This is a genomic window from Streptomyces sp. NPDC058239 (assembly GCF_042882185.1).
GTDB lineage: Bacteria > Actinomycetota > Actinomycetes > Streptomycetales > Streptomycetaceae > Streptomyces.
The window spans coordinates 160,756-180,379 of the sequence record NZ_JBHVWS010000001.1 but is presented as its reverse complement, the minus strand read 5'-3'; the positions used below and the strand labels follow the sequence as shown (position 1 = coordinate 180,379).

Here is a 19,624-nt window from a genome sequence, read left to right as displayed (position 1 = left end):
TCAGCCCTCCGAAGGGGCGAGGCGCTTGAGCTCCGCCTCGGTCGAGTTGAGCAGGTCGATCCAGGACGCCTCGAACTTCTCGACGCCCTCGTCCTCAAGTAGCTGGACGACGTCGTCGTAGGAGATCCCGAGCTTCGCGACGGCGTCGAGCTCGGCACGGGCCTGCTCGTAGGTGCCGGCGATGGTGTTGCCCGTGATCTGCCCGTGGTCCGCCGTGGCGTCCAGGGTGGCCTCGGGCATGGTGTTCACCGTGCCGGGGGCGACCAGGTCGTCGACGTACAGGGTGTCCTTGTACGCGGGGTCCTTGACACCGGTCGAGGCCCACAGCGGACGCTGCTTGTTGGCCTGCGCCTTGTCCAGGGCCGCCCAGCGGTCCGACGAGAAGACCTCCTCGAACGCCTGGTAGGCGAGCCGGGCGTTGGCGAGAGCCGCCTTGCCCTTGAGCGCCTTGGCCTCCGGGGTGCCGACCGCGTCGAGCCGCTTGTCGATCTCGGAGTCCACGCGGGACACGAAGAACGAAGCCACCGAGTAGATCTTGGAGAGGTCCAGGCCCGCGGCCTTCGCCTTCTCCAGGCCCGCCAGGTAGGCGTCCATGACCTCGCGGTAGCGCTCCAGCGAGAAGATCAGCGTGACATTGACGCTGATGCCCTTGCCGATGACCTCGGTGATCGCCGGGAGACCGGCCTTCGTCGCCGGGATCTTGATGAGCGTGTTGGGCCGGTCCACCAGCCAGGCCAGCTGCTTGGCCTCGGCGACGGTGGCATCGGTGTGGTGGGCCAGGCGTGGGTCGACCTCGATGGAGACCCGGCCGTCCTGGCCGTCCGTGGCGTCGAAGACAGGACGCAGGATGTCCGCAGCGTCCCGTACATCGGCCGTCGTGATCATGCGGATGGCCTCGTCGACGGTGACCTTGCGGGTGGCGAGGTCGGTGAGCTGCTGCTCGTAACCGTCGCCGTGCGAGATCGCCTTCTGGAAGATCGACGGGTTGGTGGTGACGCCCACGATGTGCTGCTGATCGATCAGCTCGGCAAGGTTGCCCGAGGTGATCCGCTTGCGCGACAGGTCATCGAGCCAGATCGCCACGCCCTCGTCGGAGAGGCGCTTGAGTGCGTCTGTCATGAGAATTGCATCTCCTACTAGTCGTATAACGGCGTCAGCGTGCGGCGGCGGCGAGAGATTCCCGCGCGGCGGCGGCGACGTGCTCGCCCGTGAAACCGAACTCCCTGAAGAGGACCTTGGCGTCGGCCGAGGCACCGAAGTGCTCCAGCGAGACGATCCGGCCGGCGTCCCCGACGTACCGGTGCCAGGTCAGACCGATACCGGCCTCGACCGCGACCCGGGCCTTCACGGACGGCGGCAGAACGCTGTCCTTGTAAGCCTGGTCCTGCTCCTCGAACCACTCGACCGACGGCATCGAGACCACACGGGTCGGGATACCGGCGGCCTGGAGCTCCTCGCGCGCCTCGACGGCGAGGTGCACCTCGGAGCCCGTACCGATCAGGAGGACCTGGGGCGGCGTGTTCTGCCCTTCGGGCCCTTCGGCCTCGAAGAGCACGTAGCCGCCCTTGGCCGCGTCCTCGTTCGCCTCGTAGGTCGGCACGCCCTGGCGGGTCAGCGCCAGACCGTGCGGGGCTCCCTTGCCGAACACCTTGGTGTGGCGGCGCAGGATCTCGCGCCAGGCGATGGAGGTCTCGTTGGCGTCGGCCGGGCGGACGATGTTCAGGCCCGGGATGGCGCGCAGCGAGGCCAGGTGCTCCACCGGCTGGTGGGTCGGGCCGTCCTCGCCGAGACCGATCGAGTCGTGCGTCCACACGTACGTCACCGGCAGGTGCATCAGCGCGGACAGGCGTACGGCGTTGCGCATGTAGTCGGAGAAGACCAGGAAGGTGCCGCCGTAGATGCGGGTGTTGCCGTGCAGCGCGATGCCGTTCATGGCCGCGGCCATGGCGTGCTCGCGGATACCGAAGTGGATCGTGCGGCCGTACGGGTCCGCGCCGGGCAGCGGGTTGCCCGTCGGGAGGAACGACGACGTCTTGTCGATCGTGGTGTTGTTCGAGCCCGCGAGGTCGGCGGAGCCGCCCCAGAGCTCGGGGATGACCTCGCCGAGCTGCTGGAGCACCTTGCCGGAGGCGGCGCGGGTGGCGACGCTCTTGCCCGGCTCGAAGACCGGAAGCCTGTCCATCCAGTCCGCGGGCAGCTCGCCCGCGGAGATCCGGTCGAACTCGGCGGCGCGCTCCGGGTTGGCGGTGCGCCAGGCGGCGAACGCCTTCTCCCACTCGCCCTTGGCCTCGCGGCCGCGGTCCAGCGCCTCACGGGTGTGGGAGATGACCTCGTCGGAGACCTCGAAGGACTTCTCGGGGTCGAAGCCGAGGACCTTCTTCGTCGCGGCGACCTCTTCGTCACCGAGCGCAGATCCGTGCGAGGCCTCGGTGTTCTGGGCGTTCGGGGCGGGCCAGGCGATGATCGAGCGGGCCGCGATGAACGACGGACGCCCGGTCTCGGCCTTGGCGGCCTGCAGCGCCCTGTACAGACCCGCCGGGTCCAGGTCCCCGCTGGGCAGCTGGTCGACGCGCTGGACGTGCCAGCCGTACGCCTCGTACCGCTTCAGGGTGTCCTCGGAGACCGCGGTCTCCGTGTCGCCCTCGATGGAGATGTGGTTGTCGTCCCACAGCAGGACCAGGTTGCCGAGCTTCTGGTGCCCGGCCAGCGAGGACGCCTCCGCCGAGATGCCCTCCTGGAGGCAGCCGTCGCCGGCGACGACCCAGACCATGTGGTCGAACGGGGAGGTGCCGGGGGCCGCCTCCGGGTCGAACAGGCCACGCTCGTAGCGGGCGGCCATTGCCATGCCCACCGCGTTGGCGACGCCCTGGCCCAGCGGGCCCGTGGTCGTCTCGACGCCGGTGGTGTGGCCGTACTCCGGGTGACCGGGGGTCTTCGAGCCCCAGGTACGGAAAGCCTTGAGGTCATCGAGCTCCAGGCCGTAGCCGGCCAGGTAGAGCTGGATGTAGAGGGTCAGACTGCTGTGACCCGCAGAGAGCACGAACCGGTCGCGACCGGTCCACTCCGCGTCGGCGGGGTCGTGCCGCATCACCTTCTGGAAGAGGGTGTACGCGGCGGGAGCCAGGCTCATCGCGGTGCCCGGGTGGCCGTTTCCGACCTTCTGTACGGCGTCGGCGGCAAGGACGCGGACAGTGTCCACGGCCCGCTGGTCCAATTCGGTCCACTGGAGGTCTGTGGTGGTCGGCTTGGTGCTCACCCTGAGTCAGGGCTCCTCTCCACTGTTGTAAACCGGTGACTGGTTACCGCACCGGGCGTTGTCGAGCCTACCCCCGTCAGAACGCGCATTTTCCGGCTGCTTTCCAGGGTGCAGGCGGTCCGCGGAGTTCGCCTCCCGTATGAGCGCAACGGCTCACTTATGCGCTACTCCGATGAGCGTGCCCCCTTACTTCTGGGCCCTCCGATGAGCACGTCCCCCTACTCCTGCGCCCTCCGATGAGCGCGCCCTCCTACTTCTGCGCCACTCCGGTGAGCGAGACCCCCTGTGCGCCACTCCGATGAGCGCGTCCCTTACTTCTGCTTACTTCTGCGCCACTTCAACACGACCCCACCCCCGCGAAGGGCGGCCTGTCCCCAACGTCTACAGTGGTCTGGTTCGCGCAAGTCTTTACCGGGCCTTCACGCCCGGAGCTTGCTGGGATTTCTCTGTCAGGGGTGTGCGTGACGGCCGTCGAGTCCCGACCCGCAGGGGTCGCCTTGACTCCCAGCCCAAGGGGCCATCGCCCGTTCGGGGCCCGTGTCAAGGCATTCGTGGCACTGACCAAGCCCCGGATCATCGAGCTGCTGCTCATCACCACTGTTCCGGTGATGTTCCTGGCCGCTCAGGGTGTACCCGATCTGTGGCTCGTTCTCACTACCACCATCGGCGGATATCTCTCCGCGGGCGGTGCCAACGCGCTGAACATGTACATCGACCGCGACATCGACGCGTTGATGGACCGTACGTCGCAGCGTCCGCTGGTCACCGGAATGGTGAGCCCGCGTGAGTGCCTGGCCTTCGGCATCGCCCTCGCGGTGATCTCCACGGTCTGGTTCGGACTGCTGGTCAACTGGCTGTCGGCGGCGCTGTCGCTCGGTGCGCTGCTCTTCTACGTCGTCGTCTACACGATGCTGCTGAAGCGCCGCACCTCGCAGAACATCGTCTGGGGCGGCATCGCGGGCTGCATGCCGGTCCTCATCGGCTGGTCAGCCGTGACCGACTCGATGTCCTGGGCCGCGGTCATCCTCTTCGCCGTCATCTTCTTCTGGACGCCGCCGCACTACTGGCCGCTGTCGATGAAGGTGAAGGACGACTACGCCCGGGTCGGTGTCCCGATGCTCCCGGTCATTGCCTCCAACCGGGTGGTGGCACGCCAGATCGTCGTCTACAGCTGGGTGATGGTGGCGGTCTCGCTGTTGCTCACCCCGCTCGGTTACACCGGCTGGTTCTACACGGCGGTGGCACTGCTGACCGGTGGGTTCTGGCTCTGGGAGGCGCACGGCCTGCTCAACCGGGCCAAGGCCGGGGTGACCGGCGGGAAGCTCAAGGAGATGCGGCTGTTCCACTGGTCGATCACCTATGTCTCGCTGCTCTTCGTCGCCGTGGCGGTCGACCCCTTCCTCAGGTAGTCCCGCTCCCTCGATTCCTGCCGACGGGCGGGGCACGTGGCCCATGCCACGTGTCCCGCCCGTCGCACGTTGATCTACCCGTCGGTAGCATCTTGAGCATGGCAGAGACGGCAGAGACCCAGGTGGAGAGCGGCAAGCAGGCGGCCCGCGCGGAGCGCAGGGCGGCGAAGCTCGCCAAGCAGATCGGCGCCTTCTCCAAGGCACACGGCGGTGCGGAGGGACAGCTCGCCTACATCGGGCAGATGGGCACCCGCATCGTTCTCGTGGGCGAGGACGGCGGCTGGGGCGATCTGGTCGCCCCGTCGTACGCGATCGCCGAGAGCGCCACTCGGAAGGCCGGGATCACGATGCACGAGTCCTTCGACGGGGAGTTCGCCGCGAAGGTCCACACCGGCCCGTACGAGTGGACCCGGATGGCCGGCATCCAGATCGGCGGCCCGTCCGACAAGGGCTGAGCCCGAGCGGGCGGAACGGACCGAGGCCGGTCGGACAACTGTCCGACCGGCCTCGATGCTGTCGTGCCGCCCTTCGGCCCCGTACCGGCTCACCCGCCGGTGCGGTGGCACTCCGGACCACCGAGCCGGACCGGGTCCGCCGGCGCCTGCATCCCCTTGTCGCTCGGGTGCAGATGGTCGCCCCCGTCGAACGTCGGCAGGATCCGCTCCGGGTCGTACGGACTGCGCAGTACCTCAACCGCGGCGGCGAGGGCCACGACCGCGATCACGGCGCGGTGCGGTGCGCTGCGCCGCTCACCGGAAGTTCCGCAGCGTGACGGATTCCCCGGAGCGGAGGTCGACGTCGTGCGAGATGCCGCCCGCCCTCACCGTCGTCCTGCGCCCGCCGACACTGCGGACGGTGGCCTCGCGGACCCTGCCGTCGCGCCAGCTCAGGTCGACGACGAAACCGCCGCGCGCCCCGATGCCGGTGACCGAGCCGGAGCGCGCCCAGGCGGCGGGCAGCGCGGGGAGCAGTTCGATGTGCCCGGGGCGCGAGTAGAGCAGCATCTCGATCATGGCGGCGGGAGTACCGAAGTTGGACTCGATCTGGAAGATCCCGCGGCCTTTCCCGGTCTCGTAGATGTCGAACAGATTCATCGCGCTGCCGTTGCTGCCGTCGACGGACGGCCGCAGATTGGTGACCACCAGCTGATACGCGTTCTCCGCGTGCTTCAGTCGCGCCCAGCACAGGGACCGCCAGGCGTTCGCCCAGCCGAAGTTCTCCATCCCACGCGCGATGAGGAGTTCGGTCGCGCCCTTCACCAGCGCCGCGGGCGAGGCGTCGGGGCGGATACGGTCGCCCGGGAACAGGCCCACCAGCGGGGAGAGGTGGCGGTGAGTGGTCTCGCCGAGGTTGTCCGGGGACATCCACTCCTGGAGCCAGCCGGTCTTCGGGCTGACCTCGGGCATGTACAGCCGCTCCTGGAGCCCGGCGACGGTCTTGCTGTACGCGGCGTTCCTGCCGAGCAGCGCACTGGCCTCGCGGTAGTGCGCGAAGAGGTCCCGCACCAGTTCCTGGGCGTAGGTGATGCCCTTCGCGTCCTGGGGGCCGTGCTCCGGCGACCAGTCCTTGTCGGCGACGAGGACCTCACGTTCCTTGCCGGTGTCCGCGTCGGTGACCGTCATGGTCAGCAGCCGGGTCTCCCAGAACTCGCAGGCGCCCTGGAGGAGCGGGTAGATCTTCGCGAGATGCTGCCGGTCCTGGGTGTACTCGTAGTGCTCCCACAGGGTGTTGCAGAGCCAGGCATTGCCCGACGGATGCCACCACCAGCCCAGGCCGCCGTAGATGTTCGTGGAGTACGCCACGGTCCAGCCGGCGATCTTGCCCGATGAGTTGCGGAACCGGTTGCGTGGATCGTTGAACAGGCTCTGGGTGAGTTCCGTCCAGACCGGGAGCTGGGAGAGGCAGTAGTCGGTGAACGCGCCGAAGTTGCGGGAGAGCGCGGTGCGGTCGGCCATCCAGTAGTTCATCTGGATGTTGATGTCGGTGTGGTAATCACCCATCCAGTCCGGGTCGTTGCCGTCCAGCCACGGTCCCTGGAGGGCGACCGGAAGGCCGCCCCGGGAGCTGCTGATCATCAGATAGCGGCCGAACTGGAGGTACAGCGCCTCGAACTCCGGGTCGGGCTCGTCCTGCTGGGTCCGTGCCTTCAGCCGCTCCCAGGTGTCGAGCGCCCGCTGCTCGGCCGTGGAAGGGCCCAGCGAGATCTGCATGCCGTCGAACTGGTCGCGGTAGTCGGCCACATGGGTGTGCAGCAGTGTGGTGGGTGAATGGCGTACGGCGTTGCCCACCTTGGTCCTGGCGAGTGCGGCCGGGTCGAGGTCCGGGTCCCGGTAGCCGGCCTGCGCGTCGGGGGAGTAGTTCGTACCACCACTGATCACGACCGTCAGATCCGCGCACCGGGTGAAGACGATCTTCGAGCCCTGGGTGGTGACCGATCCGCTCATGCTGTGCGCGGTGACCGCGGCGCCGTAACGGAGCCCGTTGGCGAACTCGGCGCCGAAAGAAAGGCTGTCGTGCGCGCCGTCCGCCGATGTCGTCTCGTCGTGCGTGCCGTCGAGCGAGACGGTGCCGGTGTAGTGACCGCCACCGCGCTGGGAGAACTGCACGACGATCACGTCGTCCGGCTGACTTGCGAAGACGCGGCGCTCGAAGGACACACCCGAGCGGATGTAGCTGGAGGTGACCAGGCCCTGGGCGAGATCGAGCTCGCGGCGGTAGCTGTTGACCGTGCCGAGATCGTGCTCCGGGATGTCGACCGTCACGTGCGCCAGCTGGGTGAGGCTGCCGAAATCGGCCCGCCCGTACGGGAATTGCCCGTCCTGCTCCAGTACGTCATTGATCCCGCCGGTCCACATGGTGGCGTCGGAGACGAAGAGCAGTTCGTGCGAGGGGTCGTTGCCGACGAGAGCGCCGAGCCGGCCGTTGCCGACCGGCAGTGCCCGCTCCAGCATCGTCTTCTCGCCGGCCGGTGCGCGGTACCACATCCGCGTCGTCGAACCCTGGCCCTCGGCAAGCATCGGGGACGTGGTGGGGCGCTTCGGCGGGGCGGTGGCGGCGAAGGCGGGGAGGCCGCCGAGAGCGGTGAACGATCCGACGGCGGCGGCGAGCGAGAGCACGCGACGGCGGCTGGTGCTGGTGCTGGGCTGCGCAGGGGTGTGCGGATGCTGGTCGTTCACGGGACTACTCCATTCCTGCGGACATGGTGGAGGACGCGGTACGGCGTCGGGGGATCCGGGCGGGAGCGCGGGCAGGGTCAGCACGGGACGGGGGCGCGCCGATCGGGACGCGCCCCCGACTGCGGTTGTGCGACGGGGCTACCGGAGCGGAACGTCGATCTTGTCGATGTCGGGTGAGTAGCCCGTACCGCTGTCGAAGGTGACGGTGTTGCTGCCCGCCTTCAGCGTGACCGGCACGCTGATCGTGTCGGCCGCACCCCAGCCACCGGTGGACGGGAAGGCTGTCGCGACAGGCGCCTTGCCGTTTGCCGACACGCCGATCGACCGCGGATCACCCGACGTGTAGGCGACGTTGATCAGGTAGCGGCCGGCCTGCTTGACGACGACCTGCGTGAACTGGAGCGTGCCGCCCAGATACAGGTTGCCGACCTTCTTCGTGCCCGAGCACTCGGCGCAGTCGGCGACGGACGCGGAACCGGTCAGGACGTTGTCCGGGGACTCCGCCTCGTACGCCGTCGTCTTCAGCGCGGGACCCTGCGGGGTGACGGTGAACAGACGCGAGCCGTGGGCCGGCAGGGCCTGGGTGATGCCGTCCTTGTACCGGCCGAGGTTCTCGCTGTTCCACACGTCACGTACGGACGCCTGGCCCGTGAAGCCGAGGGCCGACCAGTCGGCGGTCACCGGGGAGGCGGAGTCACCCTGGTTGAACAGGGCGACGGTGTAGCTGCCGTCGGGGTTCTCGGACGCCCAGACCTGCTCGTCACCGACCGAGGTGACGGGCTTGGCGGGCTTCCCCGGCTGCTGGTTGATCTTCAGCACGTCGCGGTTGGTCATCAGCGACAGGCCGTAGTCGTCGATCCGGGTGAGGTCGTCCCCGCTGAACAGCGGCGACTTGGCGATCGCCCACAGGGTCATGTAACTCTGCCGCTCGGCCTTGGTCAGGCCGCTCATGGCGGCGCTCCCGACATTGATCGAGTCGAGGTCGTTCCAGCCGCCGGGACCGGCGTACCGCGTCCACCCGGGGGTGTCACGCCACCGGTCCTCGACGGAGTTCTCCCACGACACCAGCGTGTTGCAGTAGCACTCGACATCCGTGTCGACGCGCCATCCGTTGGACGTGGCCTTCCAGTCCTTGGCGTAGTTGATGTCGAGCGACCAGGAGATCTCCAGATGGATGGGCCGTCCGGTGCTCTTGATGGCCTTCTGCCAGGCCGCGACGTCCGCGCGGTTGTCGTAGTTGTCGCCGCTCTTGAAGGACCCCGGACCCACGCCGTCGAGCTTGAGGAAGTCGTAGCCCCAGTCGGCGATGAGCCGCGCCTGCGAGTCGATGTACTTCTGGGCGCACGGCTTCGAGAAGTCGATCTTGTACGAGCTGTCCCAGCCGTTGGTCGTCCGCAGATCGCTGTAGACGATGTCACCGGTGGTGCAGTTGTCGGTGTTCCAGATGGGCAGCTTGCCCTCGCCGTATCCCTCTTTCTCCAGACCGACGGGCAGATAGATGCCGGCCTTGAGGCCCTTGCCGTGGATACGGTCGGCGACCGCCTTCATCCCGCTCGGGAAGCGTGCCTTGTCGGCCTTCTGGCGCCCGTACGCGTCGAACTCCGGCGTCCAGTCCCAGCCGCGCCACCAGCCGGCGTCGATGTTGATGTACTCGTAGCCGTACTTCTTGAGCTTGGAGGCCAGGGCGTCCGTCTGCTTGTTGACGTTGGCTTCGGTGAGATAGCTGTAGTTGCCGTCGGGATTGATTCCCGGGTACGAGGTGGTCTGGAGGCTCCAGCTGCTCCAGCCCATGTACGGCTTCTGGGCCGGGCCGTCCTCAACGGGGCCGGCTGCGTCGGCCACAGCGGTGGTGATGATGGGGGTTGTGGACGGTGCGGCCTGCGCCGTCGGCACGGCGACGGCCAGGCCGGCTGTGATTGCGAGTACCAGCGCGGAGCGCAGGGATCTTGCGGCGGGGCGGGTGGGTGACCGCATGGGAGGGGACCTCTTTGCTTTCTCGGCGAAAGGGAAGGGGATTCGGCGGTGGTGCGGTGTTCCGGGTGCGGGCCGGGCCGTTCGCTACTTGCCCGAGCCGATGGCCGGCCGCTGATGAACTGGCGCTGGAGCGCGAAATGCACGAGCAGCGTCGAGATCGCGCTCATCAGCGCGCAGACCGCGATGAGGTCGGGATCGGTGAGTACTGGCCCTGGAGGTTGGCGGGCGCGGAGGTGACCGGGCGCTTGTCGCCGGTCTCGATCAGGGCGAGCGATGAGGAGAAGTCGTTGTGGATCCGGATCGATTCGAGGGTGGCGAGCGCCGCGAACGCGGGGCGGCACAGCGGCAGCGCGATCCGGAAGAACCGGCGCCGTGCGGGGCGCCGTCGACCAGCGCCGCCTCCGTGGTCTCCCTCGGATCCGAAGGTCACCGTCCTCGGGGCCGACGAAGGGCCGCCGCAGGCCGTCAGCAGGTGTGCGGCCGGTGCCGCCGCGCCGATTCCGGGCGTGCCGCGCACCACTCAACGGCGGCTGTGACCGGTGCGGGCGAGGTGCGGCTCTGCGTCGTCATTACTGCTCCTCATACGTGTTCTGTACCGATGAAGGACTGGATCGCGGTGGCCGCGGCCCCGCGCGCCCATACCTCGAAGGGGAGCGGGCGGGTCATCACGTCGCACTGGGCGGCGGTGCCGAAGGCGGCCGCGGCGAAGGTGTCGCGGATCTGCTCGGCGAACAGGTCGTACGCCGCCAGGCCCTCGCCCGAGATGATCACCCGCTGGGGTCCCAGGACATTGACGACGGCCCCGATGGCGCGGCCGATCGCCTCCCCGGCCCTGGCATACACCTCCCGGGCCCCGGGGTCGCCCCGGTGCGCGAGCCGCAGCGCCTCGGCGGAGTCGGTGACCGGCAGCCCGGTCACCTCGGCCACCCGGCGGATGATCGCGGCGTCACCCGCGATGGCTTCCACGCACCCGGTGTTGCCGCAGTGGCACGGCGGCCCCTGCGGGTCGATGGACAGATGCCCGATCTCGCCGGCCACCCCGTGCGCACCGGAGACCACCCTGCCGTGCACCACGAGGCCGCAGCCGATGCCCGCGCCGACGGTCACCAGCGCGAAGTCCGGCACCCCCACGCCGGCCCCGAACCACTGCTCGGCCACCGTCAGTGCCCGGACGTCGTTGTCGACCGTGACCGGCAGGCCCGTCACGGTCTGTGCCAGCTCGACGAGCGGAACATCGCGCCAGTCCAGGAACGGTGAGTAGCGGACCACTCCGGCGGCGCGGTCCACATCTCCGGACACCGCGAGACCCATGCCGCTCACCCGCACCCCGAACCCTTCGGCCTCCGTGAGGAGTTCCTGCACGAGTGCGGCGGTCGAGGCGAGCACGGCACCGGGATCACGGGTGGTGATCCGGACGTGCCGGGCGACCCGGATGCGGCAGCACAGGTCGGTCAGTACCGCGATGATCTCGTCCCCGGTGACCTTGACCCCGATGAACAGTGCGCGGCCGCCGTCCACCCGTACGAGGTTGGCGGGCCGTCCGAGCGACGGCGGCGCCTCCTCGTCCACCCCCTCGACGAGATAGCCCGCTGCCATCAGCGGCCGTACGGCCTTGGTGACCGCGGCCGGTGACAGACCGGTCCGACGGCCGATCTCGGCACGGGTGAGAGGGCCGTGCGAGAGCGTGGTGGTGAAGACCAGGGAAGCGGCCGGAGTCGGGACCGGGACTGCCTCCGCACCAGGGGACGAGTGCATGGCCGAAACGTAGAGGGCGTTGTTTTCTGCTGTCAATGAAAGAAGCAGGCTCTTTCGAAATCTCAACTCCGCATGAGAGATCCATGCAAATCGCATGCTGAGACGTGGAGCTGACGTTTGATCAGAGGTGGAGTTGGCGGCCCGCTGCCTTCGTGGCGCAACCTGAACGCGAGGATCGATGTCTGCGGTCGCGGTGACGAACCGCCCGTCGACGGCGGACCGCGGTACGGACCCCCTCGCTGCGGGTGCGCTTCGCCGACGGCGCCCGCGCCTTCGGATGGAAGGTCACCGGTCGCCGGTCACCGCGTGCGCGGGCCGGCGCCGGGCTGGGCGGGCGTGGCGGCGCATCCGGTCCGGATGCCCTGAGGGGATCAAGTTTTATTTAATTAGTAATAAATATTGACGGGAGTCGGGCGAGACCGCCACAGTCCTGTCCATGGCGCCGCCCCTTGATCTCCGGAGGCCGGACGCCGGACATCCCCAACTCCTGGGAGAACCAGTTGATTTCGCAAGGTGCAAGGATGACGCCTGCCCGGCGCGCCGCGGCCGCCGTGGGTGCGGCCGTACTGCTCGCCGTGTCGGCGCCGGCCGCACACGCCGACCAGCGGCCCGCCCAGGGCGCGCCGCCGTACTACGACAGCGGCCTCGCGCCGACCCCGTACATGGGGTGGAACACCTACTACGGTCTGGGCGCCCCGACGGAGGACCAGGTCAGGGGAGTCGCCGACTACCTGGTCGGCAGCGGTCTCAAGAGCAGCGGTTACGACATCGTCTGGCTGGACGGCGGATGGCAGGCCGACGATCCGCGGGACGGTCAGGGGCGGCTGGTCGCGCACCCGGACCGGTTCCCCTCCGGCATCCCCGCCCTGGTGGACTATCTGCACCGGCGCGGACTGCGCGCCGGTATCTACACCGACGCCGGGACCTACGACGGCGGCAGGACGTGCGGCCTCGGCAGTCGCGGCCACTACCGGGAGGACGCCGAGCAGTTCGCCGGCTGGAAGGTCGATGCGATCAAGGTCGACTTCCTCTGCGGGATCACCGAGAAGGCCGATCCGGGGCCCGCGTTCAAGGAGTTCAGCGATGCCGTCGCCAAGTCCGGCCGACGCATGCTGCTCAATCTCTGCAACCCGCTGACCGACGACTGGGGCCTGCCGCACACACCGGCGCAGGACGCCCACAACGCCTATGTGTACGGTCCGGCGACCGGTGACTCCTGGCGTACCGGCACCGACATCGCCTGGGGCACCCCGACCGCCGGTCAGTGGCCCAACATCCTGCGCAGCATGGACGCCAACGCCTGGCACCCGGAGGCGCAGGGGCCGGGCCACTACAACGACCCCGACTACCTGATCCCGATGCGCAAGCTGACGGACGGCTCGTACGAGCTGACCGCCGAGGAGTCCACCACCCAGCTGGTGATGTGGGCCGAGATGGGCTCTCCGCTGGTCATCGGCTCGGACCCGCGCACCCTGCCCAGGCAGATGATCGACACCTTGCGCAACCCGGAGATCATCGCGGTCGACCAGGACCCCCTGGCGATCCAGGGCGTGCGCGTCGCGACCGACGCCACCGGCGATGTCTACAGCAAGGTGCTGAAGGGCTCCGGCAAGCGGGCGGTGGTGCTCCTCAACCGCTCCGACCGGGCCGCCGAGCGCACCGTGAGCTTCGCCGACACCGGACTGGGCGGCCCGGTCGGGGTGCGGGACCTGCGGGCCAGGAAGGGCCGCGGCACGCACACCGGTTCGTACACCGTGGAGGTGCCCGCGCACGGCACCGCCTTCCTCGCGCTGAGCGGCCGGGACGAGGCCCCGGGCACCTCGCTGGGCACCCGGTCCGACGCGAGCCCCGCACTGGTGCGCGACGGCGACCGGCTGAGCGTGTTCACCCGGGGTGCGGACGGTTCGCTGCGGCAGCTCAGCGGGCGCGACGGGCACTGGAACGCGGGGACCACCGTCCTCGGCGGGCCGACGCACGGCAGGATCGTGGGGGCGCCCGCCGCGTACTCGGCCGGGCCCGGCCGGATCGACGTCTTCGCCCGGGGCACGGATGACGCCGCCTACCGGATCTCCTACGCCGACGGCCGCTGGGGCCGGTGGCAGAAGCTCGGCGGCGCGCTCGCCGACACCCCGGCCGCCGCTTACGACAGCTCGGGTCACTGGACCCTCTTCGCCCGGGGCACGGACGGGCGGATCCACACCCGCGGGGCCGCGACCGGCTGGACCGCGTTCCAGGGCCCGGAGGGCTCGGCGCTGTACGGGCGGCCCTCGGCCGTCACCGATGCGGCGGGGCGTACGCATCTGGCTGTCCGCACCGACGACGACTCGGTGCGCACCCGGGTGCGGGAGGCGTCCGGAACCTGGTCGGACTGGACCTCGCTGGGCGGCACCGTGAGCGGCAGCCCCACGCTCGTCGCCACCGGGGACCAGGTGCGGCTCTATGCCCGCTCCGGTGACTACACCCTGTGGCAGCGCACTTATGCCACCGTCGGCGGCTGGGGCGACTGGTCCCGGCAGAACACCTTCGCCAGCGGGGCCTTCGACGGGGAACTGGGCGCCGTGGCAGGGACCGACGGCGGAGTGCTGACGGCCTTCCGCGGTGTCGCCGGGCTCGTCCGCCAGGGCGCGATCTGAGCGAGGGCGAGGCCTGATGCAGGTCCGGTCCGAGCAAGAAAAAATAAATTAGTAATTAATCTTGACGGTGGCCCAGTGCCCCGTCAGTCTGTATCAGCCGGACGAGGGCCCGGCCGTCAGGGGGCCGGGCCCCGTTCCGTGGGCGCACAGGGAGACCCATGAACACCACAGCACAGAGTCGCCGCACCTTCCTCGCCGGTGCCGCGGCCGTCGGCGCCGCCGCGTTGACCAGCGGCTGCGTGGCCTCGTCGTCGAGCGGCGGAAAGGGGAGTTCGGGCGGAGCGGTCACCCTGCAGTCCAACCTCTCCTCACCGCAGGCCAAGTCGGCGATGCAGGAGGTGATCGACGCCTTCAACAAGCGGGGCGGAGCACGCGGCTCGCTCAACACCGTCGCCTCGGAGACCTTCCGTACGCAGCTGCCGACCTACCTCACCTCGGCCAACCCGCCGGACCTCTACACCTGGTACCCGGGATCGGTGGCGGAGTCGTACGCCAAGAAGAACCTGCTGCTCGACGTCAGCGACATCTGGGAGAAGCCCGAGCTCGCCGGCTACTCGGACGCGCTGAAGAAGCTGTGCACCGACTCCGCGGGCAAGAAGGTCTTCGTCCCGACCACCTACTACTGGTGGGGCGTCTTCTACCGCAAGTCCAACTTCGCCAAGTGGGGCGTCAAGGAGCCCAGCACCTGGGACGAGTTCCTCGACCTGTGCGACAAGCTCAAGAGCAAGGGCGTCGCCCCGATCGGCCTCGGCGCAGGCGGCAACACCCCCTGGGTGGCCTCCTCCTGGTTCGACTACCTCAACATCCGCATCAACGGGGCCGCCTACCACCGCGACCTGCTGGCCGGAAAGCACCGCTTCGACGACCCCGAGGTCCGCAAGGTCTTCGACCGGTGGAGCGAGGCACTGCCCTACTTCGACCCCAACGGGACCGCGCTGCCCTTCCAGGACGCGACCACCGCACTGCTCCAGGGCCGCACCGGCATGATGCTCATCGGCACCTTCTTCGCCGACGCCGCCCCCAAGGACCAGCTCGGCGACATCGACTTCTTCCGGTTCCCCGTCATCGACCCGAAGGTACCGCTCGCCGAAGAGGCCCCGACCGACGGCTACTTCGCCAGCGCCCGGACCGGCCGCAAGGACGAGACCAAGGAACTGCTGCGCTACCTCGCCGGCGCCGAGGCCCAGGAGATCTACCTCAAGGGCTCCTCCGGCACCTCGCTGCCCACCCACCCGGACGCGAAGGACAGCGGAACCCCGCTGGTCATCAAGGGCCGCAAGCTGATCGAGAGCGCCGCGGACGTCACGCAGTTCTTCAACCGCGACTCCAGCGACGCCCTCGCCCCCACTGCCGACACCGCACTCACCCGCTTCCTGGCCAAGCCCAAGGAGATCGGTTCGATCCTCACCACCTGGCAGCGGGACGCGCAGAAGATCTGGAGCCAGTGACATGGCGGTACTCACCGCAGCACGGAAGGAGACCCGGGAGCACACCGCGGGCCGGCCTCCGGCCCGCAAGCGGGCGACCCGGGTCCCGCCCGTCGTCCTGGCATTCGTCCTGGTGCCGCTGCTCGCCGAGGCGTTCTGGGTGTTCTGGCCGGCGCTCCAGGGCTTCTACCTCTCGTTCACCAAGTGGGACGGGGTCTCCGCCCCGGAGTTCGTCGGACTGGCCAACTTCCGCGAGATGTTCGGCGACGCCGTCTTCCGGACCGCCGCCCTGGACACCGTCATCTGGCTGCTCCTCTTCGGGGGTCTCTCGGCCGCCCTCGGCCTCGGCGCGGCGCTCCTGCTCCAGCAGGAGCGCCGGGGCGTCGGCTTCTACCGGGCCGCGCTCTTCCTGCCCGTGGTGTTCTCGCTCGTCGCCACCGCGCTGGTCTGGCAGGCGATGTACCAGCCGGACGGGCTGATCAACAAGACCCTCGAAGCGGTCGGGCTCTCCGGCCTCACCCACGCCTGGCTCGCCGACCAGGACACCGCCCTGTACGCCGTGATCGTGCCCGCGCTGTGGCGCCAGATCGGCTATGTGATGGTGCTGTACCTGGCCGGCCTCAAGGGCATCGACCCGGTGCTCTACGAAGCGGCGAAGGTGGACGGCGCCACCCGCCTGCAGCAGTTCCGCCACATCACCCTGCCGCAGCTCAGCAGTGTCAACGCCGTCGTCCTGTCGGTGATCGTCATCGACTCGCTGCGCTCCTTCGACGTCGTGTGGGCGCTCACCCGCGGCGGCCCGTACCACTCCTCCGAACTCCTCAGCACCTACATGTACTCCACCGCCTTCCAGTCGCTGCGACTGGGCTACGGCTCCGCCCTCGCGGTCGTGATCTTCGTACTCGCCTTCGGCGTGATCGCGTCCTACCTCGTCCGCGCCTTCCGGGAGGCCGACGCATGACCGCCGCCCACGCCCCGACGCCGCGCACGGATCCGCAGGACACCGCCCCGGCCGTGCCGCGCGAACGACGCCGGATCTGGGGCACCGCCGGATTCCACATCGGCGCCGGACTGCTCTCCGCGCTGTGGCTGCTGCCCATCGCGCTGGTCCTGGTCACCAGCGTCCGGTCCTTCGACGACGTCGCCGCCCACGGAGTCGGCAGCCTGCCGCACTCCTTCACCCTGGACGGCTTCCGCCAGGCCTGGGTCGACGGCGGACAGCAGCGCGCCCTGATCAACAGCCTCCTGGTCACCGTGCCGACGGTGCTGCTGTCGCTGCTGCTCGCCTCGACGGCCGCCTTCGCGCTCAGCCGCTACGACGTACCGCTGCGCCGTACCCTCCTGCTGCTGATGCTCGGCGGGAACCTGCTGCCCCCGCAGATCCTGCTGGTCCCCGTCTCCAAACTCAGTGAGCTGCTGGGCCTGTACGACTCGCTGTACGCCCTCATCGGCGTCCAGGTCGGCTTCGGTATCGGCTTCTACGTCTTCGTGCTGCACGGCTTCATGCGGTCCATCCCGCCGGAGATCCAGCAGGCCGCGGTCATCGACGGCGCCGGACCCTGGCAGATCTACACCCGGATCATCCTGCCGCTCGCCAAGCCGGCCATGGCCGCGCTCAGCGCCCTGTCGTTCACCTGGATCTTCAACGATCTGCTGTGGGCCATCACCGTGCTGCGCACCGACAGCCAGATGCCCATCACCGCCTCGCTCATCGGACTCCAGGGCCAGTACGTCTCCATGTGGAACGTCATCGCGGCCGGTTCCGTCATCGCCGCGGCCCCGACCGTCGTCGTATTCCTCAAATTCCAGCGCCACTTCGTGGCCGGACTCAATCTGGGAGCAGTGAAGTGAGCCCGCACGACCGGTGGCTGTTGCGCACCGAGAACACCACCTACGCGGTACGGATCGCGGGCGGGGGCCGCTGGGCCGAACTCGTCGCCTGGGGTCCGCACGGCGTCGAGACGGGCGAGTCCCCCTTCGACCGGCCGCACCGCACCCACTTCATCACCCCCGCCGACGCCGCCCCCGCCGAGTACCTCCCGTACGGGCTGCGCCCCTTCACCGGCGCCGAACTCGTCGCCCGGCGCCCGGGGCAGGAGCGCGGCACCTGGTGGACCTTCGACTCCGCCACCCGGGACGGCGACCGGGCGCTCCGCCTCGACTTCACCGACGAGTCGCAGGGACTGCGCGCGGTCCTCTGCTACGAGACCGTGCCCGGCACCGATGTGATCCTGCGCTGGACGGAGCTGAGCTGCACCGGCGAGGAGGAACTGCGGCTGGAACGCATCGACTCCGCGGCCGTCACCGTCCCCGTCACGGACGGCGCCCGGCTCACCTACCTCACCGGCCAGTGGTCCCAGGAATTCACCCGCACCCAGCTCGAACTCACCCGTGGCCGCTTCGAGATGGCCTCCACGCAGGGCGTCCCCGGCCACGCCTACGCGCCCTGGCTCGCCGTCCAGGACGCCGCAGCCCCGGACGGGGGCGACACCCCGACGTACGGCGTCGCACTGGAGTGGTCGGGCAACTGGCACCTGACAGTTGATGCCGAACCGGGCGGCGCGGTACGGGTCGCGGCCGGCCGGGTGCCCCACGAGGGCGCCGTCCGGCTCGCCCCCGGCACCACCCTCACCACCCCCCGGCTGGCCTGCGCGTTCAGCCCGGAGGGCCTCGACGGCCTGGCCCGGGTCTGGCACCGCTTCGAGCGCCGGCTCAGCGGCGAGCGGATGAACCGGACCCGCAAGGTCCTCTACAACTCCTGGGAGGCGACCGGCTTCGACGTCGACGCCGCCGGCCAGCTCGAACTCGCCCGGATCGCGGCGGACATGGGCGCCGAGCTCTTCGTCGTCGACGACGGCTGGTTCACCGGCCGGCACGACGAGACCGGCGGCCTCGGCGACTGGCACCCCGACCCGGCGAACTTCCCCGACGGCTTCGACCACTTCATCGACGAGGTCCGCGCCACCGGCATGGACTTCGGCCTGTGGGTCGAACCCGAGGCGATCAGCCCGGCGTCCCGGCTGTACGCCGAACACCCGGAGTGGGTCTACCGGATCGACGGCCGCCCCGCCACGCTGGTGCGCGAGCAGCTGCTCCTCGACCTCGGCCGCGCGGACGTCCAGGACTTCGTCATCGCCACCCTCGACCGGCTCCTCGGCGACCACGCCGTCAGCTACCTCAAGTGGGACATGAACCGCCCGCCCACCGAACGCGGCCGGCCGGGCGGCGGCCCCGTCGAGGAACAGGACCTGGACGCCGCCCACGTCGCCGGATACCTGCGCGTGCTCGACCATCTGCGCGACCGCCATCCGCACGTCACCGTCGAGGGCTGTGCCGGGGGCGGCGGCCGCATCGAACACGCCACCCTCGCCCGTACGGACGTGGTGTGGCCCAGCGACAACACCGCCCCGCTGGACCGCCTCGCCATCCAGTACGGCTATCTGCACGCACACGCCCCGCACACCATGAGCTCCTGGGTCACCGACTCGCCCGGCGTCTTCGACCCCCGGCCCCGCTCCCTCGGCTTCCGCTTCGTCACCGCCATGGCCGGGGTCCTGGGCATCGGCGCCGACATCCGCACCTGGTCCGCCGGACAGCGCACCGAAGCGGCCGGGTGGGTGAGCCGCTACAAGGAGATCCGCGACCTCCTCCACCACGGCGAGGTCCGGCTGCTGGGCACCCCGGCCGACGCCACCTGCGGCATCCAGTACGAGGAGGAGGGCGGCACACGCATCGCCGTCACCGCCTGGAACACCGGACGTCTGGACGGGGCGCCGCTCGTCCCCGGCCGTGCCGCCCGGCTGCGGCTGCGCGGCCTGGACCCGGCCGCCCGCTACACCGATCAGCGGACCGAGGCCGTCCACAGCGGCGCCCATCTGCTGCACTACGGACTGCCGTTCGCCTGGACCGCGCAGTACGACGCTGAACTCGTCGTCCTGATCAGGCAGTAGCCACGGACCAGTGGTCACCGTTCAGTGGCCACCCGCCTGACATG

12 protein-coding genes and 2 pseudogenes are annotated in these 19,624 nt (G+C 69.5%); 7 read left to right on the top strand and 7 right to left on the bottom strand.

Going from position 1 to position 19,624, the window contains the following annotated elements; genetic code table 11:
• Both tal and tkt read right to left on the bottom strand, forming a co-directional pair.
• Positions 1-1,119 (bottom strand): transaldolase, encoded by a 1,119-nt coding sequence (gene tal, locus ACFVYE_RS00855; RefSeq protein ID WP_189277150.1) that lies wholly within the window; start codon positions 1,117-1,119, stop codon positions 1-3.
• Between the two features lie 34 nt (positions 1,120-1,153).
• Entirely contained in the window at positions 1,154-3,256 is a 2,103-nt protein-coding gene (gene tkt / locus ACFVYE_RS00850) for a transketolase (protein WP_383971882.1), read from the bottom strand.
• A gap of 455 nt (positions 3,257-3,711) precedes the next feature.
• Between tkt and ACFVYE_RS00845 the strand changes: the two genes are divergently transcribed.
• Both ACFVYE_RS00845 and ACFVYE_RS00840 read left to right on the top strand, forming a co-directional pair.
• The gene (locus ACFVYE_RS00845; protein ID WP_383971879.1) at positions 3,712-4,665 is read left to right on the top strand and encodes a heme o synthase; all 954 of its coding nucleotides are present in this window, start codon (positions 3,712-3,714) and stop codon (positions 4,663-4,665) included.
• A gap of 98 nt (positions 4,666-4,763) precedes the next feature.
• The gene (locus tag ACFVYE_RS00840; protein WP_383972231.1) at positions 4,764-5,120 is read left to right on the top strand and encodes a hypothetical protein; all 357 of its coding nucleotides are present in this window, start codon (positions 4,764-4,766) and stop codon (positions 5,118-5,120) included.
• A gap of 89 nt (positions 5,121-5,209) precedes the next feature.
• On the opposite strand, the pseudogene ACFVYE_RS00835 reads toward ACFVYE_RS00840, so the two are convergent.
• From ACFVYE_RS00835 to ACFVYE_RS00815, 5 genes and pseudogenes are all read right to left on the bottom strand, one after another.
• Positions 5,210-5,353 (bottom strand): annotated as a pseudogene (locus tag ACFVYE_RS00835) (SGNH/GDSL hydrolase family protein); the annotation flags it as partial.
• Positions 5,354-5,414: 61 nt separating this feature from the next.
• Entirely contained in the window at positions 5,415-7,841 is a 2,427-nt protein-coding gene (locus ACFVYE_RS00830; protein WP_389603450.1) for a glycoside hydrolase N-terminal domain-containing protein, read from the bottom strand.
• Positions 7,842-7,979: 138 nt separating this feature from the next.
• Entirely contained in the window at positions 7,980-9,815 is a 1,836-nt protein-coding gene (locus tag ACFVYE_RS00825; protein ID WP_383972222.1) for an alpha-galactosidase D, read from the bottom strand.
• A gap of 84 nt (positions 9,816-9,899) precedes the next feature.
• A pseudogene (locus ACFVYE_RS00820) lies at positions 9,900-10,232 on the bottom strand (ABC transporter permease subunit); the annotation flags it as partial.
• A 162-nt stretch (positions 10,233-10,394) separates the two neighbouring features.
• The gene (locus ACFVYE_RS00815) at positions 10,395-11,570 is read right to left on the bottom strand and encodes an ROK family protein (protein ID WP_383972219.1); all 1,176 of its coding nucleotides are present in this window, start codon (positions 11,568-11,570) and stop codon (positions 10,395-10,397) included.
• A gap of 521 nt (positions 11,571-12,091) precedes the next feature.
• Between ACFVYE_RS00815 and ACFVYE_RS00810 the strand changes: the two genes are divergently transcribed.
• The 5 genes from ACFVYE_RS00810 to ACFVYE_RS00790 all read left to right on the top strand — a co-directional run bounded on the left by ACFVYE_RS00810 (position 12,092) and on the right by ACFVYE_RS00790 (position 19,580).
• The gene (locus ACFVYE_RS00810; RefSeq protein WP_389603448.1) at positions 12,092-14,203 is read left to right on the top strand and encodes a glycoside hydrolase family 27 protein; all 2,112 of its coding nucleotides are present in this window, start codon (positions 12,092-12,094) and stop codon (positions 14,201-14,203) included.
• 158 nt (positions 14,204-14,361) lie between these two features.
• Complete coding sequence (locus tag ACFVYE_RS00805) at positions 14,362-15,651, top strand: ABC transporter substrate-binding protein (RefSeq protein ID WP_389603446.1); 1,290 nt, start codon at positions 14,362-14,364, stop codon at positions 15,649-15,651.
• Between the two features lies 1 nt (position 15,652).
• Positions 15,653-16,591 carry a carbohydrate ABC transporter permease gene (locus tag ACFVYE_RS00800; protein ID WP_389603444.1) on the top strand — a complete coding sequence of 313 codons (939 nt, stop codon included), beginning with the start codon at positions 15,653-15,655 and terminating at the stop codon, positions 16,589-16,591.
• Complete coding sequence (locus ACFVYE_RS00795) at positions 16,588-17,481, top strand: carbohydrate ABC transporter permease (RefSeq protein WP_389603442.1); 894 nt, start codon at positions 16,588-16,590, stop codon at positions 17,479-17,481. Before ACFVYE_RS00800 ends, ACFVYE_RS00795 begins: the two co-directional genes overlap by 4 nt.
• Positions 17,478-19,580, top strand: coding sequence for an alpha-galactosidase (locus tag ACFVYE_RS00790; protein WP_389603440.1), 2,103 nt, complete (start codon positions 17,478-17,480; stop codon positions 19,578-19,580). The genes ACFVYE_RS00795 and ACFVYE_RS00790 overlap by 4 nt, the downstream gene beginning before the upstream one ends.
• Positions 19,581-19,624 lie beyond the last annotated feature (44 nt).